Raw genomic sequence first — 14,327 nt, forward strand, 5'->3', positions numbered from 1 at the left:
GGGGATGCCGTCAGGCTCACCGTGCAGGTGCGCACCATCCATCGCCCACCCGCCGCGCCGCCCCATCCAACACCAGCAGACCGAGTGCGCTCTCGACGGCATCGATGTCCAGCCCGCTGCGGCGCGCCAGCTCCTCGGGGGTGCGGGCTGCGCGACCACTCAGAGATTCCTGCACCCGGCTGAGGGTGTCGGCGCTGCTCCCGGGGTCTGCGGGGGTGCTCCTCCAGCCGATCAGTTCCCGCACATCGTCGGCCGAGGTGATGCACTGCGCGGCGTACTCGCGGAGCAGGCGGTGGCATCCCGCCGACGTCGCACTCGTGATCGGACCGGGCACCGCGCCGAGCGGGCGCCCCAGCGCTGCCGCGTGGCCCGCGGTGTTCAACGACCCACTGCGCCACCCCGCCTCGACGACCACTGTCGCATCGGAGCCGGCGGCGATCAGCCGGTTCCTCGCGAGGAACCTCCACTTCGTCGGTGCCGCACCGCAGGGCGCCTCGCCGACGAGAGCTCCGCCCGAGGCGACCACCTGGTCGAGGAGGGCTCGGTGACCGGCCGGGTAGGCGCGGTCCACGCCGCCTGCCAGCCACGCGACCGTCACAGCTCCCGCCGCCAGTGCCGCCCGGTGCGCCATCCCGTCGATGCCGTACGCCCCGCCGGAGACGATCGAGGCCCCGCCGCGGCCGAGCTCCGCCGCCAGTTCCGCGACGACGTGCTCGCCGTAGGACGTCGCCGCGCGCGCACCGACGAGGGCGACCGTCGCCGCCGGGGCGACTACAGCGCTCACCTCGCCGCGCACCCACAGGCACAGCGGGGCGTGCGGACCGAGGTCGTCCAGCCGTGCGGGCCATGGGCCGGCCTCGGGAGTGAGCACCCGCACTCCGGCCCGCTGCGCAGCCGACACCGCATGCGGCGCGTCGCCCGCCCGTGCACGCCATCGCCGGACGGCGGCGTGCGCGGCCGCGGCATCGAGGCCGCAGCGCTCCATCAGCCGCTCGGAGCCACGCCGGTGGAGGACGAGCTCGAGCGCTTCTCTCGCACCGAGTGCACCCACCAGTGCCCCTGCCACTCCGTCGCCGGGCTCGGTGAGCGCCGCCCACAGCATGCGCGCGTCCAGTGCCTGCAGCCGGCCGAGGTCGTCGTCGGGTCGGGCCACTCCCTGTGTCCGCCGGCGCACCGCCGCCTCACTCACGTCGATCACGTCGCCGTCGATCCCTTCTTGAGGAAGAGCGCACGCCCGATGTCATCAGCGCGGAGGTGCGCGCGGTCGTCGAGATCGGCGATGGTCCAGGCCAGCCGCAGGACGCGGTCATAGCCGCGCAGGCTCAGCGATCCGCGGCTGAGCGCGGCATCGAGCGGTCGGCGCACGTCCGCGGCCGGCGTGTCGGGGCCCGACCGCAGCCACGCGCCGCTGACCTCCGCGTTCGTGCGCCAGGGCGTCGCTCGCAGCCGGTGGGCCGCGCGTGCCCGCGCCTCGCCGACGCGGCTCCGGGCAGCGGCAGTGGTGACGACATCGCCCGCCGCCACCACGTGCGCGAGCGACACCCGGCGCAGCGACAGTTCGATGTCGACGCGGTCCAGAAGCGGACCGCTGAGCCGGCCGAGATATCTCCGGATCGCCAGAGACGGGCAGGTGCAGACGCCTCCCGGCACGCCGTACTGCCCGCACGGACAGGGGTTCGTGGCGAGCACCAGCTGGAACCGTGCCGGGAAGCGAGCTCGAAAGCCCGCGCGATGGATCTCGATCTCGCCCGACTCGAGCGGCTGCCGCAGGGCGTCGAGTGCGTGTGCGCCGTATTCGCCCGCCTCGTCGAGGAAGAGCACCCCGCCGCTCGCGCGCGCGATCGCCCCGGGTCGCACGGTGCGGCTGCCCCCGCCCACGAGCGCCGCGACACTCGCCGAATGGTGAGGCGCCTCGAAGGGCGGAGTGCGGGAGAGGACGGTGACCGGCAGGCCCGCGAGCGAGCGCAGCGACGCCGCCTGCAGGGCGGCCGTGTCGTCGAGGTCGGGAAGGATCCCGGGGAGCCGGCGGGCCAGCATCGTCTTGCCCGCGCCGGGCGGACCGGACATCAGGAGATGGTGCCCTCCCGCGGCCGCCACGACCAGCGCGTGGACGGCGTCGCGCTGGCCGATCACCTCGGCGAGGTCGGGAGCCGCACCCCCGGCCGACGGCGCGCCGTCTCGCGACGGCACCGGCACCGGCACCGGTTCCTGATCGACCTCCGCGACCTCGAGCCCGTGCAGGCGCGCGACATCCCGGAGATTGACCGCGCCGAAGACCTCCACGCCGTCGACCAACTCGGCCTCGGCGCGGCACGCGGCGGGAACCACGACGCGGGCGAAGCCCGCTCGCGCCGCCGCCGCGACGGCAGGGAGGATCCCCGGCAGCGGCCTGAGCCGGCCGTCGAGTCCGAGCTCGCCGAGGTGCACGGTGCGGGCCAGCGAACCGGCGTCCAAGGGCAGCTCCGTGGCGAGCGCGGCGATCGCGACCGCCACGTCGAGCCCCGTGCCGTGCTTGGGGAGGCCGGCGGGTGAGAGGTTCACGACGACCCGGCGCCGCGGGAGGGAGAGGTCGCTGTTGCCGCACGCATTGTGGACGCGCTGCTCCGCCTCGCCGATCGACTTGTCCGGGAGTCCGATGATGGTGAACCCCGGCGTCTGGGTCGACAGGTCGGCCTCGACCTCCACGATGTCGCCCAGCAGACCCGTGAGCACCACGCTCCACGTCCGGCCGAGGCTCACCGCAGGTCCTCGAGGTGCTCCAGCACCGCGGTCCGCGGATCCTCGCCCGTGATGCCGATGACGTCGAGACGGAGCCGTCGCCCCCGCGACGACTCCGGGTGCGCGCGCATCCACGCGTGCGAGAGCCGCCACAGGCGCTCGCGTTTGCGCGCGTCGACGGCGTCGAAAGGGTGCCCGAAGGCCTCGCTGCGACGGGTCTTCACTTCGACGACCACGAGATCGGAGCCGTGGAACGCCACGATGTCGAGCTCGCCCTGGGCACAGCGCCAGTTGCGTGCGCGCACCTCGTACCCGTGTTCACTCAGATACCGCGCGGCGCGGTCCTCGCCCGCGCGACCGCGCACGTCCTTCTCAGCCATGCGCTCGATGGTGGCCCGCAGCGCCGGTGGCCGGCGCCCGCGGTGCGGCATCGGTGGAGACGCGTGGATCAGCCCCCGCTGTGGAGAGCCCGACGCGCCCGCGTCGTCAGGAGTCGAGCGAGAGCTCGTCGGGGATCTGGAAGTCCCGTCGCTGCAGTTCCTCGACGTTGACGTCCTTGAAGGTCAGCACACGCACCGACTTGACGAAGCGGTCCGCCCGATAGATGTCCCACACCCAGACGTCGGTCATCGAGATCTCGAAGTAGAAGTCGTGCTCGGTGTCGCGGCGGACGACGTTCACGTCGTTGGCGAGATAGAACCGTCGCTCCGTCTCGATCACGTACTGGAACTGCGAGACGACGTCGCGATACTCCTTGTACAGCGCCAGCTCGAGCTCGCGGTCGTAATCCTCGAAGACTTCGTCATCCATGGTGCGTCAATCCTATTGCCCGCGGCGTGCCGCCAGGATCAGAAGAGGGTGGGCGCATCGGCGATCGCCCAGGAGGCACGGTGGTGCGCGCTGAGTCCGTGGGAGCGGATGGCCGCGCGATGCTCGGGACTGGCGTAGCCCTTGTTCCGCGACCACTGGTACACCGGGAGGTCCGCGTGAAGACCCGTCATGAGGTCGTCTCGGGCGACCTTGGCGATCACGGAGGCCGCCGAGGCCGACGCGCAGTCCCGGTCGGCTTTGATGATGGGCTGGACCCGCAGGCCGCTGCCGCCCGCGGGGGTGATGTAGTCGTAGTTGCCGTCGAGGATGATCACGGCGTCCTCGGGAACGATGCCCGCGACACGCAGATCGGCGATCGCACGGAGCGCCGCCAGCCCCAGCGCGCGCATGATCCCGACGCGGTCGATCTCTGCGGCGTCGGCCCAGCCCACGGCGGACGCCGAAACCCACTGGCGCGCGCGACCGGCCACGTCGTGGCGATGGTGCTCCGCGACCAGCTTCGAGTCCCGCAGGCCGACCGGAACACGCCGACGCGCCCCGGCGGCATCCATCACCGCCGCTCCGACGGCGACGGGGCCGGCGAGGGCGCCGCGGCCGACCTCGTCGCACGCGATCACCAGCGGATGCTCCTTGAGCAGCCTCCGCTCGACGGTGAGGCGTGGGACGGCGACGGTCATGGCGCGGAGTCGGGCACGCCCGCGAAGACGTCGTGGTGGAAGTCGATGAGGCCGAAGCGGTCCAGCGGCCAGGTGACGAGGAACGCGCGTCCCACGACATTGTCGAGGGGCACGAAGCCCTGCCCGGGCTGGTCGGTGTTGTAGCGGGAGTCGCGGGAGGCGTCGCGGTTGTCGCCGAGCACCCACAGCGAACCGTCGGGCACCGTGACGTCGTAGGGCACCACCTCGGGCGCGCTCTGCCCCGGAGCCAGGTTGAGGTAGGAGGTCTCGTCGATGGGGATGTCGTTGACCGTCACCTGCCCGAGCGCGTTGCAGCACACGACGTGGTCGCCGGGGACGCCGATGATCCGCTTGATCAGGTGCTCCTTGCTGTCGGGAGCCGAGATGCCCACCAGCGCCAGCACCCAGTCGACGGCTTCGACCAGCACCGAGCGCTCGACCTTGGGCTCCGTGGGGAGCCAGCCGCCGGGATCGCGGAAGACGACGACATCGCCCCGGTCGTATCCGCCGAAGCGCGGGGTCAGCTCGTCGACGAGGATGCGATCGTCGACGCGCAGCGTCTGCTCCATCGAGCTGGACGGGATGTAGAACGAGCGCACCAGGAAGGTCTTGACAAGGAACGAGACCAGGACCGCGATGACGATGATCACCAGCACGTCGCGCAGCAGCGGCCAGACACCGCGGCGCGCGGGACGACGGGGGCGCACCGGATCGGTCGCCGCTCCGGCGGCGATGTTCTCGGGGGTCATTCAGATCCTTCGTCTCTGCAGGAGAAAGGGGCCGCTCTCCTGCGCACCTGTCAAGGGTCGCACATCCCGGCGGACGCGTGTCCACGGCCCACCGGCCGGACGCGTCCGCGCGCGGGAACGACGATGCCCCGGGGGCCGGGCCCCGGGGCATCGTCGATGAGAGCGCGTCAGCGGTCGCGCTTCTCCTTGATCTTCGCCTTCTTGCCGCGCAGGTTGCGCAGGTAGTAGAGCTTGGCGCGGCGCACGTCACCGCGGGTGACGACCTCGATGTGGTCGATCGACGGGCTGTGCACCGGGAAGGTGCGCTCGACGCCCACCTGGAAGCTGATCTTGCGGACGGTGAAGGTCTCGCGCACGCCGTCACCGGAGCGGCCGATGACGACGCCCTGGAACACCTGGACGCGGGAGCGGTTGCCCTCGGTGATGTTCACGTGCACCTTGACGTTGTCGCCGGGCGCGAAGGGAGGGATGTCGGAGCGCAGCGAGGCCGCGTCGACGGAGTCGAGGATCTGCATGATCGTCACTTCCTGCGACCGCCACAGGTCGATCGCGAGAGTCAGGATTGGAGGATGTGTCGTGCCCGAGGCGACCGTGTCGGCGCCGTGCTCCCCTGAGGCAGAGCCTGTTCAGGGCACAAACAACCATTCTGCCACGGACCCGCGCCGCGACCAAAACGACTACGGAGCCGGCGGCGTGCGGCCCTCGGTGATCACGATGACCTCGGGATCGGACGTGTCCGCGTGCGGCGCCGCAGGAGGGATGTAGCCGATCCCCTCGGAGGTGCGCAGGACGGTCAGTCCCCCGCGTGCCTCGCGCCAGAGCTGCGACAGCGAGCTCCACAGCGCGGCCACGCCCACTCCGACGGTGAGGGCCAGCAGCGGCCACCACCACCGGCTGTCGAAGACGCCGAGCGCGACGATGAGGACGTGCCACGCGCCCAGCAGTCCGAGGTCGAGCCAGGAGACCGCCCGGTCGGCCCGGACCGTTCCGCGCGCGCGGACCAGCAGCGTCAGGATCAGCTGGCCGATGAGCACCACGGGTGCCGAGACGATGACCCACAGCAGCGCCCACGGGTTCGCGCCGAAGACGATCCAGCCCACGAACAGCCAGAGGGGCAGCACGAATGCCGCTGGAATCAGCCACCGGAAGAACGCCTGACGCACCCACATGACCTCGATGCTACGCCGGTCAGCCAGAATGGAACCTGAGTGAAAGGAACCCGATGATCGAACTGCGCACGCCCGCCGAGATCGAGCAGATGCGCCCGGCCGGCCGCTTCGTGGCGGAGGTCCTCGCGACTCTTCGGGACGAGACGACCGTGGGCACGAACCTCCTGGCGATCGATCGGCGCGCCCACGACATGATCCGCCGGGCCGGGGCCGAATCCTGCTACATCGACTACCACCCCTCGTTCGGGGCGAGCCCGTTCGGCAAGGTCATCTGCACCTCCGTCAACGACGCGGTCCTGCACGGGCTCCCCCACGACTACGCGCTCCGCGACGGCGACCTGGTCACCCTCGACTTCGCCGCCTCGGTCGACGGATGGGTGGCCGACTCCGCGGTGTCCTTCGTGGTGGGCACGCCGCGCGACGAGGATCTCGCCCTCATCGACACCAGCGAGCGTGCCCTCGCAGCGGCCATCGACGCCGCGGTGGTGGGGAACCGCATCGGCGACATCTCCCACGCGATCTCCCAGATCGCGCGGGCCGACGGATACTCCATCAACACGGACTTCGGCGGCCACGGCGTGGGGCGCACGATGCACGGCGACCCGCACGTCGCCAACGACGGGAAGCCCGGTCGCGGCTACCCGCTGCGCGACGGACTCGTGCTGGCACTGGAACCCTGGTTCCTGCGCACGACAGACGAGCTCGTGACCGATCCCGACGGATGGACCCTTCGCAGCGTGGACGGCTCGCGGGGCTCTCATTCCGAGCACACCGTCGCCATCACGACCGACGGACCCATCGTGCTCACGGATCGCAGCTTCCTCGGCGTCCACTGACCCGGCCATCATGAGGCTCGACCCCTACTTCGCCGACCGGCTCCGCAGACATCGTCGCTACCTGCTGCGTCAGGCCCTGCAGCGGCTGCGCACCGCGGGCCCGTGGACTCTGCTCTCGCGGGCGACCGCCTCGGTGACGGGGGCGCCGAGCGCCACCCCGGCCCCTGCTGCCGGGGCGGCGGCGCCGACGCGCGCGGAGCGGTCCGCCCGCGCTCGCGCCCGCCACCGCCGTGCCGCCCTCGCCTGGGACCGCGACGAGCTGGCCGGCGCGGGAACACCCGGCCCGCCGACGATCACGTCCGACCACGTCGTCCCGGTCGCGGGGTTCCCGGACGTCACGGTGCGGGTCTACCGGCCCACCGCCGACGACCGGGTCCGCCCCGCAGCGCTCCACTTCTTCGGCGGCGCCTTCCGCATCGGCGGCATCGACTACCCGACCACGGATGCCGCCTGCCGCCGTCGCGCCGCGGAGGCCGACGTCGTCGTGGTCGCCGTCGCCTACGACCTGGCGCCCGAGCACCGGTTCCCGACGCAGGTGGAGCAGGGCCATGCCGCCCTCGAGTGGCTCGTCCGCGAGAGTGCTGCGCTCGGCGTCGACCCGGCCCGGCTGGCCGTGACGGGCACCTCCGCCGGCGGAGCGATCGCCGCCGCCGTCACCCTCATGAACCGGGACCGCCGCCGCCACCGCCTGCGCCTGCAGGTGCTGGAGGTCCCGGTGACCGACCTCACCGGCAGGCACATCGACGTGCGCCCCACCTGGCGCATGGGCGTGCCGGCGCTGATCGTGCTGCGCGAGCTCCGCTCGATCGCCCGCACCTACCTCGCCTCTCCGGCACAGGCCCGCCACCCCTACGCCTCACCCCTGCGCGCGGCGGACCACACCGGCCTTCCACCCGCTCTGATCCTCACCGCCGAGTACGACACGCTGCGTGGCGACGGAGCCGCCTACGGCGCGGCGCTGCGTCGGAGCGGCGTGGATGCCACGGTGGTGCGGTATCTCGGCGTCACGCACGACACGCCGATCTACACCGGCGCACTGCCCGCGTCGCGCGCGTGGCACGAGCAGGTCATCGGAGCGCTGCGCGGCCTGCACGCGGACTGAGCTCGGCGCGCTCGCGCGTCACTCCGGCAGGAGGTCGGGCCGGCGCTCGCGCGTGCGCTCGAGCTGCTGCGCCCGACGCCAGTCGACGACGCGCCCGTGGTGACCGCTGAGCAGCACGTCGGGGACCTCGTAGCCGCGCCAGGCGGCCGGCTTCGTGTACGACGGATACTCCAGCAGGCCGTCCTCGTGGGACTCCTCGACGAGGCTCTCGGGATTGCCGACGACGCCCGGGATCAGGCGGCCGACGGCCTCGATGATCGCCATCGCCGCCACCTCGCCGCCGTTGAGCACGTAGTCCCCGAGGCTCACCAGTCGCACGTCCCCGCGGGTCGCCGCATAGGCGAAGACGCGCTCGTCGATTCCTTCGTAGCGGCCGCAGCCGAAGACGAGGTGCGGCAGCTCGGCGAACTCACGAGCCGTGGCCTGGGTGAACCGCTCGCCCGCCGGCGACGGGAAGACGAACGTCGGTCGTGCATCCGGCCCGGCGGAGGCGACGATCTCGTCGATCGCCTCACCCCACGGCTCCGGCTTCATCACCATGCCGGCGCCGCCGCCGTACGGCGTGTCGTCGACCGTGCGGTGGCGGTCGTGGGTGAAGTCCCTGAGGTCGTGCACACGCACGTCGATCAGACCCGACGCACGGGCCTTGCCGAGCAGCGACACCTCGAGGACGTCGAAGAAGGAGGGGAAGATCGAGACGACGTCGATGCGCACGTCAGTCCTCGGTCGCCGCGTCCTCGGCGGGACCCTCCGCGGGACGCGGCTCGTCGGCGTCGTCGCCCGGCAGCTCCTCGAAGAGCCCGGCGGGCGGGGTGACCACCACGCGCCCGGCCGCGACGTCGACCTCGGGGACGATCGCGGCGACGAACGGCACCAGCACCTCGCGGTCGGGGTCGCCACTGAGCTTCACGATCAGGAGGTCCTGGGCAGGAAGGTGGTCGACGCGCACCACGCGGCCGATGACGTCACCGTCCCGGACGACCTCGAGCCCGACCAGCTGGTGGTCGTACCAGGCGTCGTCCTCGGCGCCCGCGGTCTCGTCCTCGTCGATCCAGAGGATGGCCCGGACGATCGACTCGGCCGCATCGCGGTCCTCGACGCCGTCGAGGAAGACGACCGGGTGGGAGTTCATCCAGCGGAATTCGCGCACCGTGACGGTCTTGCCGTGCCACGGCGAGGACTCCGGAACCTGGAGGGTGAAGACGGCGCCGGGCACGAAGCGCCCGTCGGGGTCGTCGGTGTACAGCTCGAGCTTGAGGGCGCCCTTGAGCCCGTGCGCCTTGACGAGACGGCCGACGCGCAACTGCGTGCGCGCGGCTCCGGAGGCCGCCATCTCAGTCGTCCGCGACGTCGACGCGCACGCGTGCGCCATCGGCCAGCGCGGTGATGAGCGTGCGCAGCGCCTTGGCGGTGCGTCCGCCGCGCCCGATCACCCGTCCGCGGTCGTCGGGGTGCACGCGCACCTCGAGCACGTCGCCTCGCGGCGACGTCGAAGAACGGACGGTGACGTCGTCGGGGTGATCCACGATCCCCTTGACGACGTGTTCGAGCGCGGCGGCCAGCACGGTCTTACTCGGCCTCGGTGGTCTCTGCCTCGGCGTCGGCCGGGGCGTCGGTCTCGGCGGCGGGAGCGGGCTCCTCGGCCTTCTTCTCGACCTTGGGCTTGATGACCGACTTCTTGGAGTCGTCCACGACGAACTCGGACTTGGCCTCGGCGGTCTTCACGGTCGAGACGGCGTCCTTGTCGCCCTTGAACTTGCCCCAGTCGCCGGTGAGCTTGAGCAGCGCGGCGACCTGCTCGGTCGGCTGGGCGCCGACGGACAGCCAGTACTGCGCGCGCTCGGAGTCGACCTCGATGAACGAGGGCTCCTCGGTCGGGTGGTACTTGCCGATCTCCTCGATGACACGACCGTCGCGCTTGGTGCGCGAGTCGGCCACGACGATGCGGTAGTACGGCGCACGGATCTTGCCGAGGCGCTTCAGACGGATCTTGACAGCCACAATTCTCCTGAATGGTGTTGGGAAGTAATGAACGTCGCCTGGAGAGTGGGGTGCACACCCGGCGGGAGCTCTGAGGGCGGACCGCTGCCGGATAGAGGGTCGAGCAACAGGTCCAGCGATCCATTTTGCCAGATCATGACGCATGCTGCGAACCACCCGCCTCTCCCATGCCAGACTGTCCGCATGACGGTGCCGTTCGCGACATCCGCCCGCTCCTCCGTGGGGCTGGAGTGGGAGATCATGCTTGCCGACCCGGAGACCGGCGATCTGGTCCCCCGCGCCCCGGAACTCCTCCCCGAGCTCGAGGAGCGCACGCAGCTGGAGCGGTACACCGTCACCGGCGAGCTGCTCACCAACACCGTGGAGGTCACCAGCGGCGTGGGCGACACCGTCGCCGCCGCCGTCGACGACATCGCCGACGCGATCGCGCACGTCCGGACCCTCACGACGCCCCGCGAGATCGAGCTGCTGTGCGCCGGGAGCCACCCGTTCGCGCAGTGGTACGACCAGCAGGTGACCGACAAGACGCGGTACCACAACCTCATCGAGCGCACGCAGTGGTGGGGGCGCAACATGATGATCTGGGGCATCCACATCCATGTCGGCGTCGACGACGTGAACAAGGTGTTCCCGATCATCAACGCGCTGGCCGTCTATCTCCCGCATCTCCAGGCGCTCTCGGCGTCGAGCCCGTTCTGGGCCGGTGAGCGCACGGGCTACGCGTCCAACCGGGCACTGGTCTTCCAGCAGCTGCCCACCGCCGGCCTGCCCTGGCCGCTCACCTCCTGGGCGCAGTTCGAGTCCTACCTCGACGACATGGTCCGCACGGGAGTCATGGCCGACGCCACGGAGGTGCGGTGGGACATCCGTCCCGCGCCGCGCTGGGGCACGATCGAGGTGCGCGCGTGCGACGGCATGTCGACGCTCCCCGAGCTGGCCGCCGTGGCCGCGCTCGTCCAGGTGCTCGTCGAGCACTTCTCCCGGGAGCTGGACGAGGGCCGCGAGCTCCCGACCATCCCGCCGTGGTTCGTGCGCGAGAACAAGTGGCGCGCGGCGCGCTACGGACTCGCCGCGCAGATCATCGTCGATCGCGACGGCACCCAGCGTCCCGTCGTCGACCACCTGCGCGAGACCGTGGCCGAGCTGGCGCCCATCGCCGACCACCTCCACTGCGCGCGCGAGCTCGCAGGCATCGAGACGATCCTCACGCAAGGGGCGAGCCACGCACGGCAGATCCTCGTCGCCGAGGCCGCCGACGGCGACCTCCGGGAAGTGGTCCAGCACCTCATCCGCGAGTTCCGCGCGGGGCCCACCCTGCGCGACCACCTCGCGGCACTCGGTCACTGAGACCGCGCGGGCTCCGTCACCCCGATCTCTTCGGCGGCCTCCCTCGTGAGGTCCTCGGCCGGTGCGTCGTGCAGCTCGAACGTCGACATGCCGTGCTCTGTCTTCTGCCAGTAATGCGGCTTCGTGATGAGCTGCCACAGCGCCTTGTACGACGCCGCGGAGTGCAGGAGCCAGTAGACGGGGTTCAGCAGAGCCCAGCCGACCAGCCAGAACGAGCCGCGCTTGTACGGGCCCATCATGTTCAGGTACACCATCAGCCCGTTCCCGATGAGGAAGTTCAGCAGGCACAACCAGAGGACGAGCGGCGGGAACGCGTCGGAGATGTCCAGCCACGGCACCGCGAACGAGGCGATGAGCAGCGCGGTGAACGGGATCACGCCGAGGAACGTCAGCGGCGTGCCGGCGATGAGGAGCGCGAACGAGAAGAACCGGCGGAGTCCGACCTGCGCGATCAGCCGCCCCGGGCGCCGTGCGTGCACGAGCGCGGTCTGCATGTAGCCCTTGATCCAGCGACTGCGCTGACCGATGAAGATCCCCATGCGGCTCGTGGCCTCCTCCATCGTGGTGGAGTCCACCACCCCCACGCGGTAGCCGAGAGCGCTCGCGCGGATGCCGAGGTCGGCGTCCTCCGTCACGTTGTAGGGATCCCACCCACCGAGCTCGCGGAGGGCGGAGGTGCGGAAGTGGTTCGAGGTCCCCCCGAGCGGAATCGGAAGGTCGCGCACGTCCAGGCCCGCGAGCATGTAGTCGAACCAGTAGCTGTACTCGAGCGCGAACATGCGGGTCAGCACGTTCTCCCGCGCGTTGAAGTAGTTGAGCGAGGCCTGCATCACGACGGTGGAGGCGTCGGCGCGCGAGAAGGCGACGACCGTCTTCTTGAGCTGGTCGGGCTCGGGCGCGTCCTCGGCGTCGTAGATCACGAGGAACTCGCCGCGGGCCACCTCCAGACCCACGTTGCACGCACGGGGCTTCGTCTGCGGCGAGCCCTTCGGCACCGTGACCACGAGGAAGTTGTCGGGGGGCGAGGACACCGCGAGCGCATCGCGGGTCTCGTCGTCCTCCTCCTCCACGAGGATGATCACCTCGAGCTTCTCGGCCGGATAGTCGAGCCGTCCGAGGTTCTCGACGAGGCGCCCCACGATGCGCGCCTCGCGGAAGACCGGCACCAGCACGGTGTAGATCGGCAGATCGGCGTCGTCGAGTGCGGCGATCGACTCCGCGTCCACGTGCTGCACGAGGTCGTAGCGGGACCCGTGCAGCGCGACCGAGAACTTGAACAGCGTGCTCGCGAGGAAGACGATGCTGGCGACGGCGATCCCGACGATGATCGTCGGCAGCGGCCACAGGACGAGCGCCGCGACCACGAGCACGAGGAGCACGACGAGGCCGACCTGCTGCGAACGCGAGAGCACGCGTCGCGCCGACAGCCCGGGATCCGTCAGGTAGAGACCGTTGGCGGCCTGATCGGCGAAGTCGTCGCGGAACTCGGTGACGACCCGGTCGACGATCGCCCGCTGCGACAGCGGCTGCACCGAGATCGGCGCACCCACGCTCGCGCTGATCGCGGTGCGCGCGGCGCGGCCGAGCTCGTGCGAGGCTCCGATGACGACCCTGTCGCCCTCGCGGCCGATCGGCAGCCAGCCCTCCTGCACATAACGCGTGCGGAGCTCGGGCGAGAGCAGCGTGCCGTCGGACATCATGACAATCCTCCCAGCGCCCGCACCCAGTCGGCGAGGGTCGCCCATTGCAGTGTCGTCAGCCATCCGATCACCCACAGCACGACCGACACGGCGGACGTGAGCAGGGTATGGGCCAGTGTGGTCAGGGTGGGGACGATGGCGATCGCCAGGAGCAGCATCAGCGTGTAGTTGATGCCCGCGGTGCCGGGCGGCGTGAGCCCCAGGATGAAGGCGAGCAGCGTGCTGGCGGTCAGCAGCACCGCGATCAGCGCCGTGCCCGGGAACCGGAGCGCGAAGCTCGTCACCACGAGCAGCAGCACCGGGGCGAAGTAGACGACGCCGGCCGGGGTGGCGAAGAAGGCCAGCATCGCCTCGAACCGATCCGGACTCCAGCTCAGGTCGCCGCGCATCATCGCGAGCGGGCCGGCACCGAACGCGATGCCGAGCAGCGCCAGCGAGACGAACAGGGTGATCGTCGGGAACGCCACCACGTACGCGTTCGCGAACCGCGCGCCGGGCCGCGACTGGATGATGAGCGTGCCGGCGACGGCCGCCACGAGGGCGGAGAAGGTGACGGTGGAGTCGGAGAACGCCGCGCAGGCGAAGAGGATGCCCGCGCGGAACCCTGCCTGCGTGTTCGCCCAGGTCACGAAGCGGACGAGGTCGATCATCCCCAGGCCGAAGAACATCAGGCCGACGATCGCCTCGAAGTTCGTCGTGGCGATGTACGCGAACACGGGCGTGGCGCCGAGGGTCAGGATGAAGACGAGCCGGACGAACACGGGGAACTGCCGCCGGCGCATCGACTGCACGACCAGCTGCAGCATCAGCCCCGCCGCGAGACTTCCGGCGATCGCCAGGCCGAGAGGCCCTCCGGGAACGAGCATGGCGATGAGGCTCGTGAGCGGCGGGTACAGGGCGCCGATCACGGCGACGCCGTCGCTGCCGTCCGCCCCGCTGAGCAGCCGTCCCACGCGCTCGGCCAGGGCGGCGTTGGCCGTCCCCTGCCAGTCGCCCGCGGTGGCCACATGGAACCAGACGGCGACCGCGGCATAGAACGCCGCGATCAGAAGACGCAGGCCCCATCGCGCCCAGGCGTTGCGCGGGAACTTGTCGAGCCGTCCGCTGACGCTCTCACGGAAGAGCGGCGTGTCGCGCTCGAAGACCCTGCTCGTCGAGACCCTGCTAGTCACACTTCCTCTGCCGCATCTCCCCAGA

Annotated in this window: 17 protein-coding genes; 3 read left to right on the plus strand and 14 right to left on the minus strand. The window is 71.0% G+C overall.

Going from position 1 to position 14,327, the window contains the following annotated elements:
- Positions 1 to 16: 16 nt before the first annotated feature.
- The 8 genes from dprA to QQZ13_RS01695 form a co-directional block, all read right to left on the minus strand.
- Complete coding sequence (dprA, locus tag QQZ13_RS01660) at positions 17 to 1,198, minus strand: DNA-processing protein DprA (RefSeq protein ID WP_284527387.1); 1,182 nt, start codon at positions 1,196 to 1,198, stop codon at positions 17 to 19.
- The gene (locus QQZ13_RS01665; RefSeq protein WP_284527388.1) at positions 1,195 to 2,739 is read right to left on the minus strand and encodes a YifB family Mg chelatase-like AAA ATPase; all 1,545 of its coding nucleotides are present in this window, start codon (positions 2,737 to 2,739) and stop codon (positions 1,195 to 1,197) included. Before QQZ13_RS01665 ends, dprA begins: the two co-directional genes overlap by 4 nt.
- Positions 2,736 to 3,098 (minus strand): YraN family protein, encoded by a 363-nt coding sequence (locus QQZ13_RS01670; RefSeq protein WP_284527389.1) that lies wholly within the window; start codon positions 3,096 to 3,098, stop codon positions 2,736 to 2,738. Before QQZ13_RS01670 ends, QQZ13_RS01665 begins: the two co-directional genes overlap by 4 nt.
- Positions 3,099 to 3,204: 106 nt before the next feature.
- On the minus strand, positions 3,205 to 3,528 hold the full coding sequence (locus tag QQZ13_RS01675) for a DUF2469 family protein (protein WP_144807996.1): 324 nt from the start codon (positions 3,526 to 3,528) through the stop codon (positions 3,205 to 3,207).
- A 38-nt stretch (positions 3,529 to 3,566) separates the two neighbouring features.
- Positions 3,567 to 4,226: a ribonuclease HII gene (locus QQZ13_RS01680; RefSeq protein WP_284527390.1), complete on the minus strand. Its 660-nt coding sequence runs from the start codon at positions 4,224 to 4,226 to the stop codon at positions 3,567 to 3,569.
- Positions 4,223 to 4,975 (minus strand): signal peptidase I, encoded by a 753-nt coding sequence (gene lepB / locus QQZ13_RS01685; protein WP_284527391.1) that lies wholly within the window; start codon positions 4,973 to 4,975, stop codon positions 4,223 to 4,225. The genes QQZ13_RS01680 and lepB overlap by 4 nt, the downstream gene beginning before the upstream one ends.
- 167 nt (positions 4,976 to 5,142) lie before the next feature.
- Positions 5,143 to 5,490, minus strand: a complete 348-nt coding sequence (gene rplS, locus QQZ13_RS01690; protein WP_284527392.1) for a 50S ribosomal protein L19 — start codon at positions 5,488 to 5,490, stop codon at positions 5,143 to 5,145.
- Between the two features lie 162 nt (positions 5,491 to 5,652).
- The gene (locus QQZ13_RS01695; protein WP_284527393.1) at positions 5,653 to 6,144 is read right to left on the minus strand and encodes an MFS transporter permease; all 492 of its coding nucleotides are present in this window, start codon (positions 6,142 to 6,144) and stop codon (positions 5,653 to 5,655) included.
- 53 nt (positions 6,145 to 6,197) lie between these two features.
- On the opposite strand from QQZ13_RS01695, the gene map reads away from it, so the two are divergent.
- Complete coding sequence (gene map / locus QQZ13_RS01700) at positions 6,198 to 6,980, plus strand: type I methionyl aminopeptidase (protein WP_284527394.1); 783 nt, start codon at positions 6,198 to 6,200, stop codon at positions 6,978 to 6,980.
- Between the two features lie 10 nt (positions 6,981 to 6,990).
- Positions 6,991 to 8,082: an alpha/beta hydrolase gene (locus QQZ13_RS01705; RefSeq protein WP_284527395.1), complete on the plus strand. Its 1,092-nt coding sequence runs from the start codon at positions 6,991 to 6,993 to the stop codon at positions 8,080 to 8,082.
- A gap of 18 nt (positions 8,083 to 8,100) precedes the next feature.
- Here QQZ13_RS01705 and trmD read toward each other — a convergent pair whose 3' ends face one another.
- The 4 genes from trmD to rpsP are packed head-to-tail and all read right to left on the minus strand — an operon-like array spanning position 8,101 to position 10,083.
- The gene (gene trmD / locus QQZ13_RS01710) at positions 8,101 to 8,796 is read right to left on the minus strand and encodes a tRNA (guanosine(37)-N1)-methyltransferase TrmD (protein WP_284527396.1); all 696 of its coding nucleotides are present in this window, start codon (positions 8,794 to 8,796) and stop codon (positions 8,101 to 8,103) included.
- Position 8,797: 1 nt separating this feature from the next.
- Positions 8,798 to 9,415 (minus strand): ribosome maturation factor RimM, encoded by a 618-nt coding sequence (rimM, locus tag QQZ13_RS01715; RefSeq protein ID WP_284527397.1) that lies wholly within the window; start codon positions 9,413 to 9,415, stop codon positions 8,798 to 8,800.
- Position 9,416: 1 nt separating this feature from the next.
- Positions 9,417 to 9,647 carry an RNA-binding protein gene (locus QQZ13_RS01720; protein ID WP_284527398.1) on the minus strand — a complete coding sequence of 77 codons (231 nt, stop codon included), beginning with the start codon at positions 9,645 to 9,647 and terminating at the stop codon, positions 9,417 to 9,419.
- 4 nt (positions 9,648 to 9,651) lie between these two features.
- Positions 9,652 to 10,083 (minus strand): 30S ribosomal protein S16, encoded by a 432-nt coding sequence (gene rpsP, locus QQZ13_RS01725; protein ID WP_284527399.1) that lies wholly within the window; start codon positions 10,081 to 10,083, stop codon positions 9,652 to 9,654.
- A 183-nt stretch (positions 10,084 to 10,266) separates the two neighbouring features.
- Here rpsP and QQZ13_RS01730 point away from each other — a divergent pair, with 183 nt between their 5' ends.
- Positions 10,267 to 11,430, plus strand: coding sequence for a glutamate--cysteine ligase (locus QQZ13_RS01730; protein WP_284527400.1), 1,164 nt, complete (start codon positions 10,267 to 10,269; stop codon positions 11,428 to 11,430).
- Here QQZ13_RS01730 and QQZ13_RS01735 read toward each other — a convergent pair.
- Positions 11,424 to 13,127, minus strand: coding sequence for a glycosyltransferase (locus tag QQZ13_RS01735; protein ID WP_284527401.1), 1,704 nt, complete (start codon positions 13,125 to 13,127; stop codon positions 11,424 to 11,426). The two genes, QQZ13_RS01730 and QQZ13_RS01735, sit on opposite strands and share 7 nt — an antisense overlap.
- Positions 13,127 to 14,302, minus strand: coding sequence for a hypothetical protein (locus QQZ13_RS01740; protein WP_284527402.1), 1,176 nt, complete (start codon positions 14,300 to 14,302; stop codon positions 13,127 to 13,129). The genes QQZ13_RS01735 and QQZ13_RS01740 overlap by 1 nt, the downstream gene beginning before the upstream one ends.
- Between the last annotated feature and the right edge of the window lie 25 nt (positions 14,303 to 14,327).

The organism is Microbacterium sp. T2.11-28 (assembly GCF_950097975.1).
In the GTDB taxonomy this organism is placed as follows: domain Bacteria; phylum Actinomycetota; class Actinomycetes; order Actinomycetales; family Microbacteriaceae; genus Microbacterium.

What these genes read in the sequence shown, in the direction of transcription:
- QQZ13_RS01730 (WP_284527400.1), top strand. Translation starts at nt 10,267, where the DNA reads ATGACGGTGCCGTTCGCGACATCCGCCCGCTCCTCCGTGGGGCTGGAG.
- QQZ13_RS01670 (WP_284527389.1), bottom strand. Translation starts at nt 3,098, where the DNA reads ATGGCTGAGAAGGACGTGCGCGGTCGCGCGGGCGAGGACCGCGCCGCG.
- map (WP_284527394.1), top strand. Translation starts at nt 6,198, where the DNA reads ATGATCGAACTGCGCACGCCCGCCGAGATCGAGCAGATGCGCCCGGCC.
- rimM (WP_284527397.1), bottom strand. Translation starts at nt 9,415, where the DNA reads ATGGCGGCCTCCGGAGCCGCGCGCACGCAGTTGCGCGTCGGCCGTCTC.
- QQZ13_RS01705 (WP_284527395.1), top strand. Translation starts at nt 6,991, where the DNA reads ATGAGGCTCGACCCCTACTTCGCCGACCGGCTCCGCAGACATCGTCGC.
- QQZ13_RS01680 (WP_284527390.1), bottom strand. Translation starts at nt 4,226, where the DNA reads ATGACCGTCGCCGTCCCACGCCTCACCGTCGAGCGGAGGCTGCTCAAG.
- QQZ13_RS01735 (WP_284527401.1), bottom strand. Translation starts at nt 13,127, where the DNA reads ATGTCCGACGGCACGCTGCTCTCGCCCGAGCTCCGCACGCGTTATGTG.
- QQZ13_RS01695 (WP_284527393.1), bottom strand. Translation starts at nt 6,144, where the DNA reads ATGTGGGTGCGTCAGGCGTTCTTCCGGTGGCTGATTCCAGCGGCATTC.
- rplS (WP_284527392.1), bottom strand. Translation starts at nt 5,490, where the DNA reads ATGCAGATCCTCGACTCCGTCGACGCGGCCTCGCTGCGCTCCGACATC.
- QQZ13_RS01675 (WP_144807996.1), bottom strand. Translation starts at nt 3,528, where the DNA reads ATGGATGACGAAGTCTTCGAGGATTACGACCGCGAGCTCGAGCTGGCG.
- lepB (WP_284527391.1), bottom strand. Translation starts at nt 4,975, where the DNA reads ATGACCCCCGAGAACATCGCCGCCGGAGCGGCGACCGATCCGGTGCGC.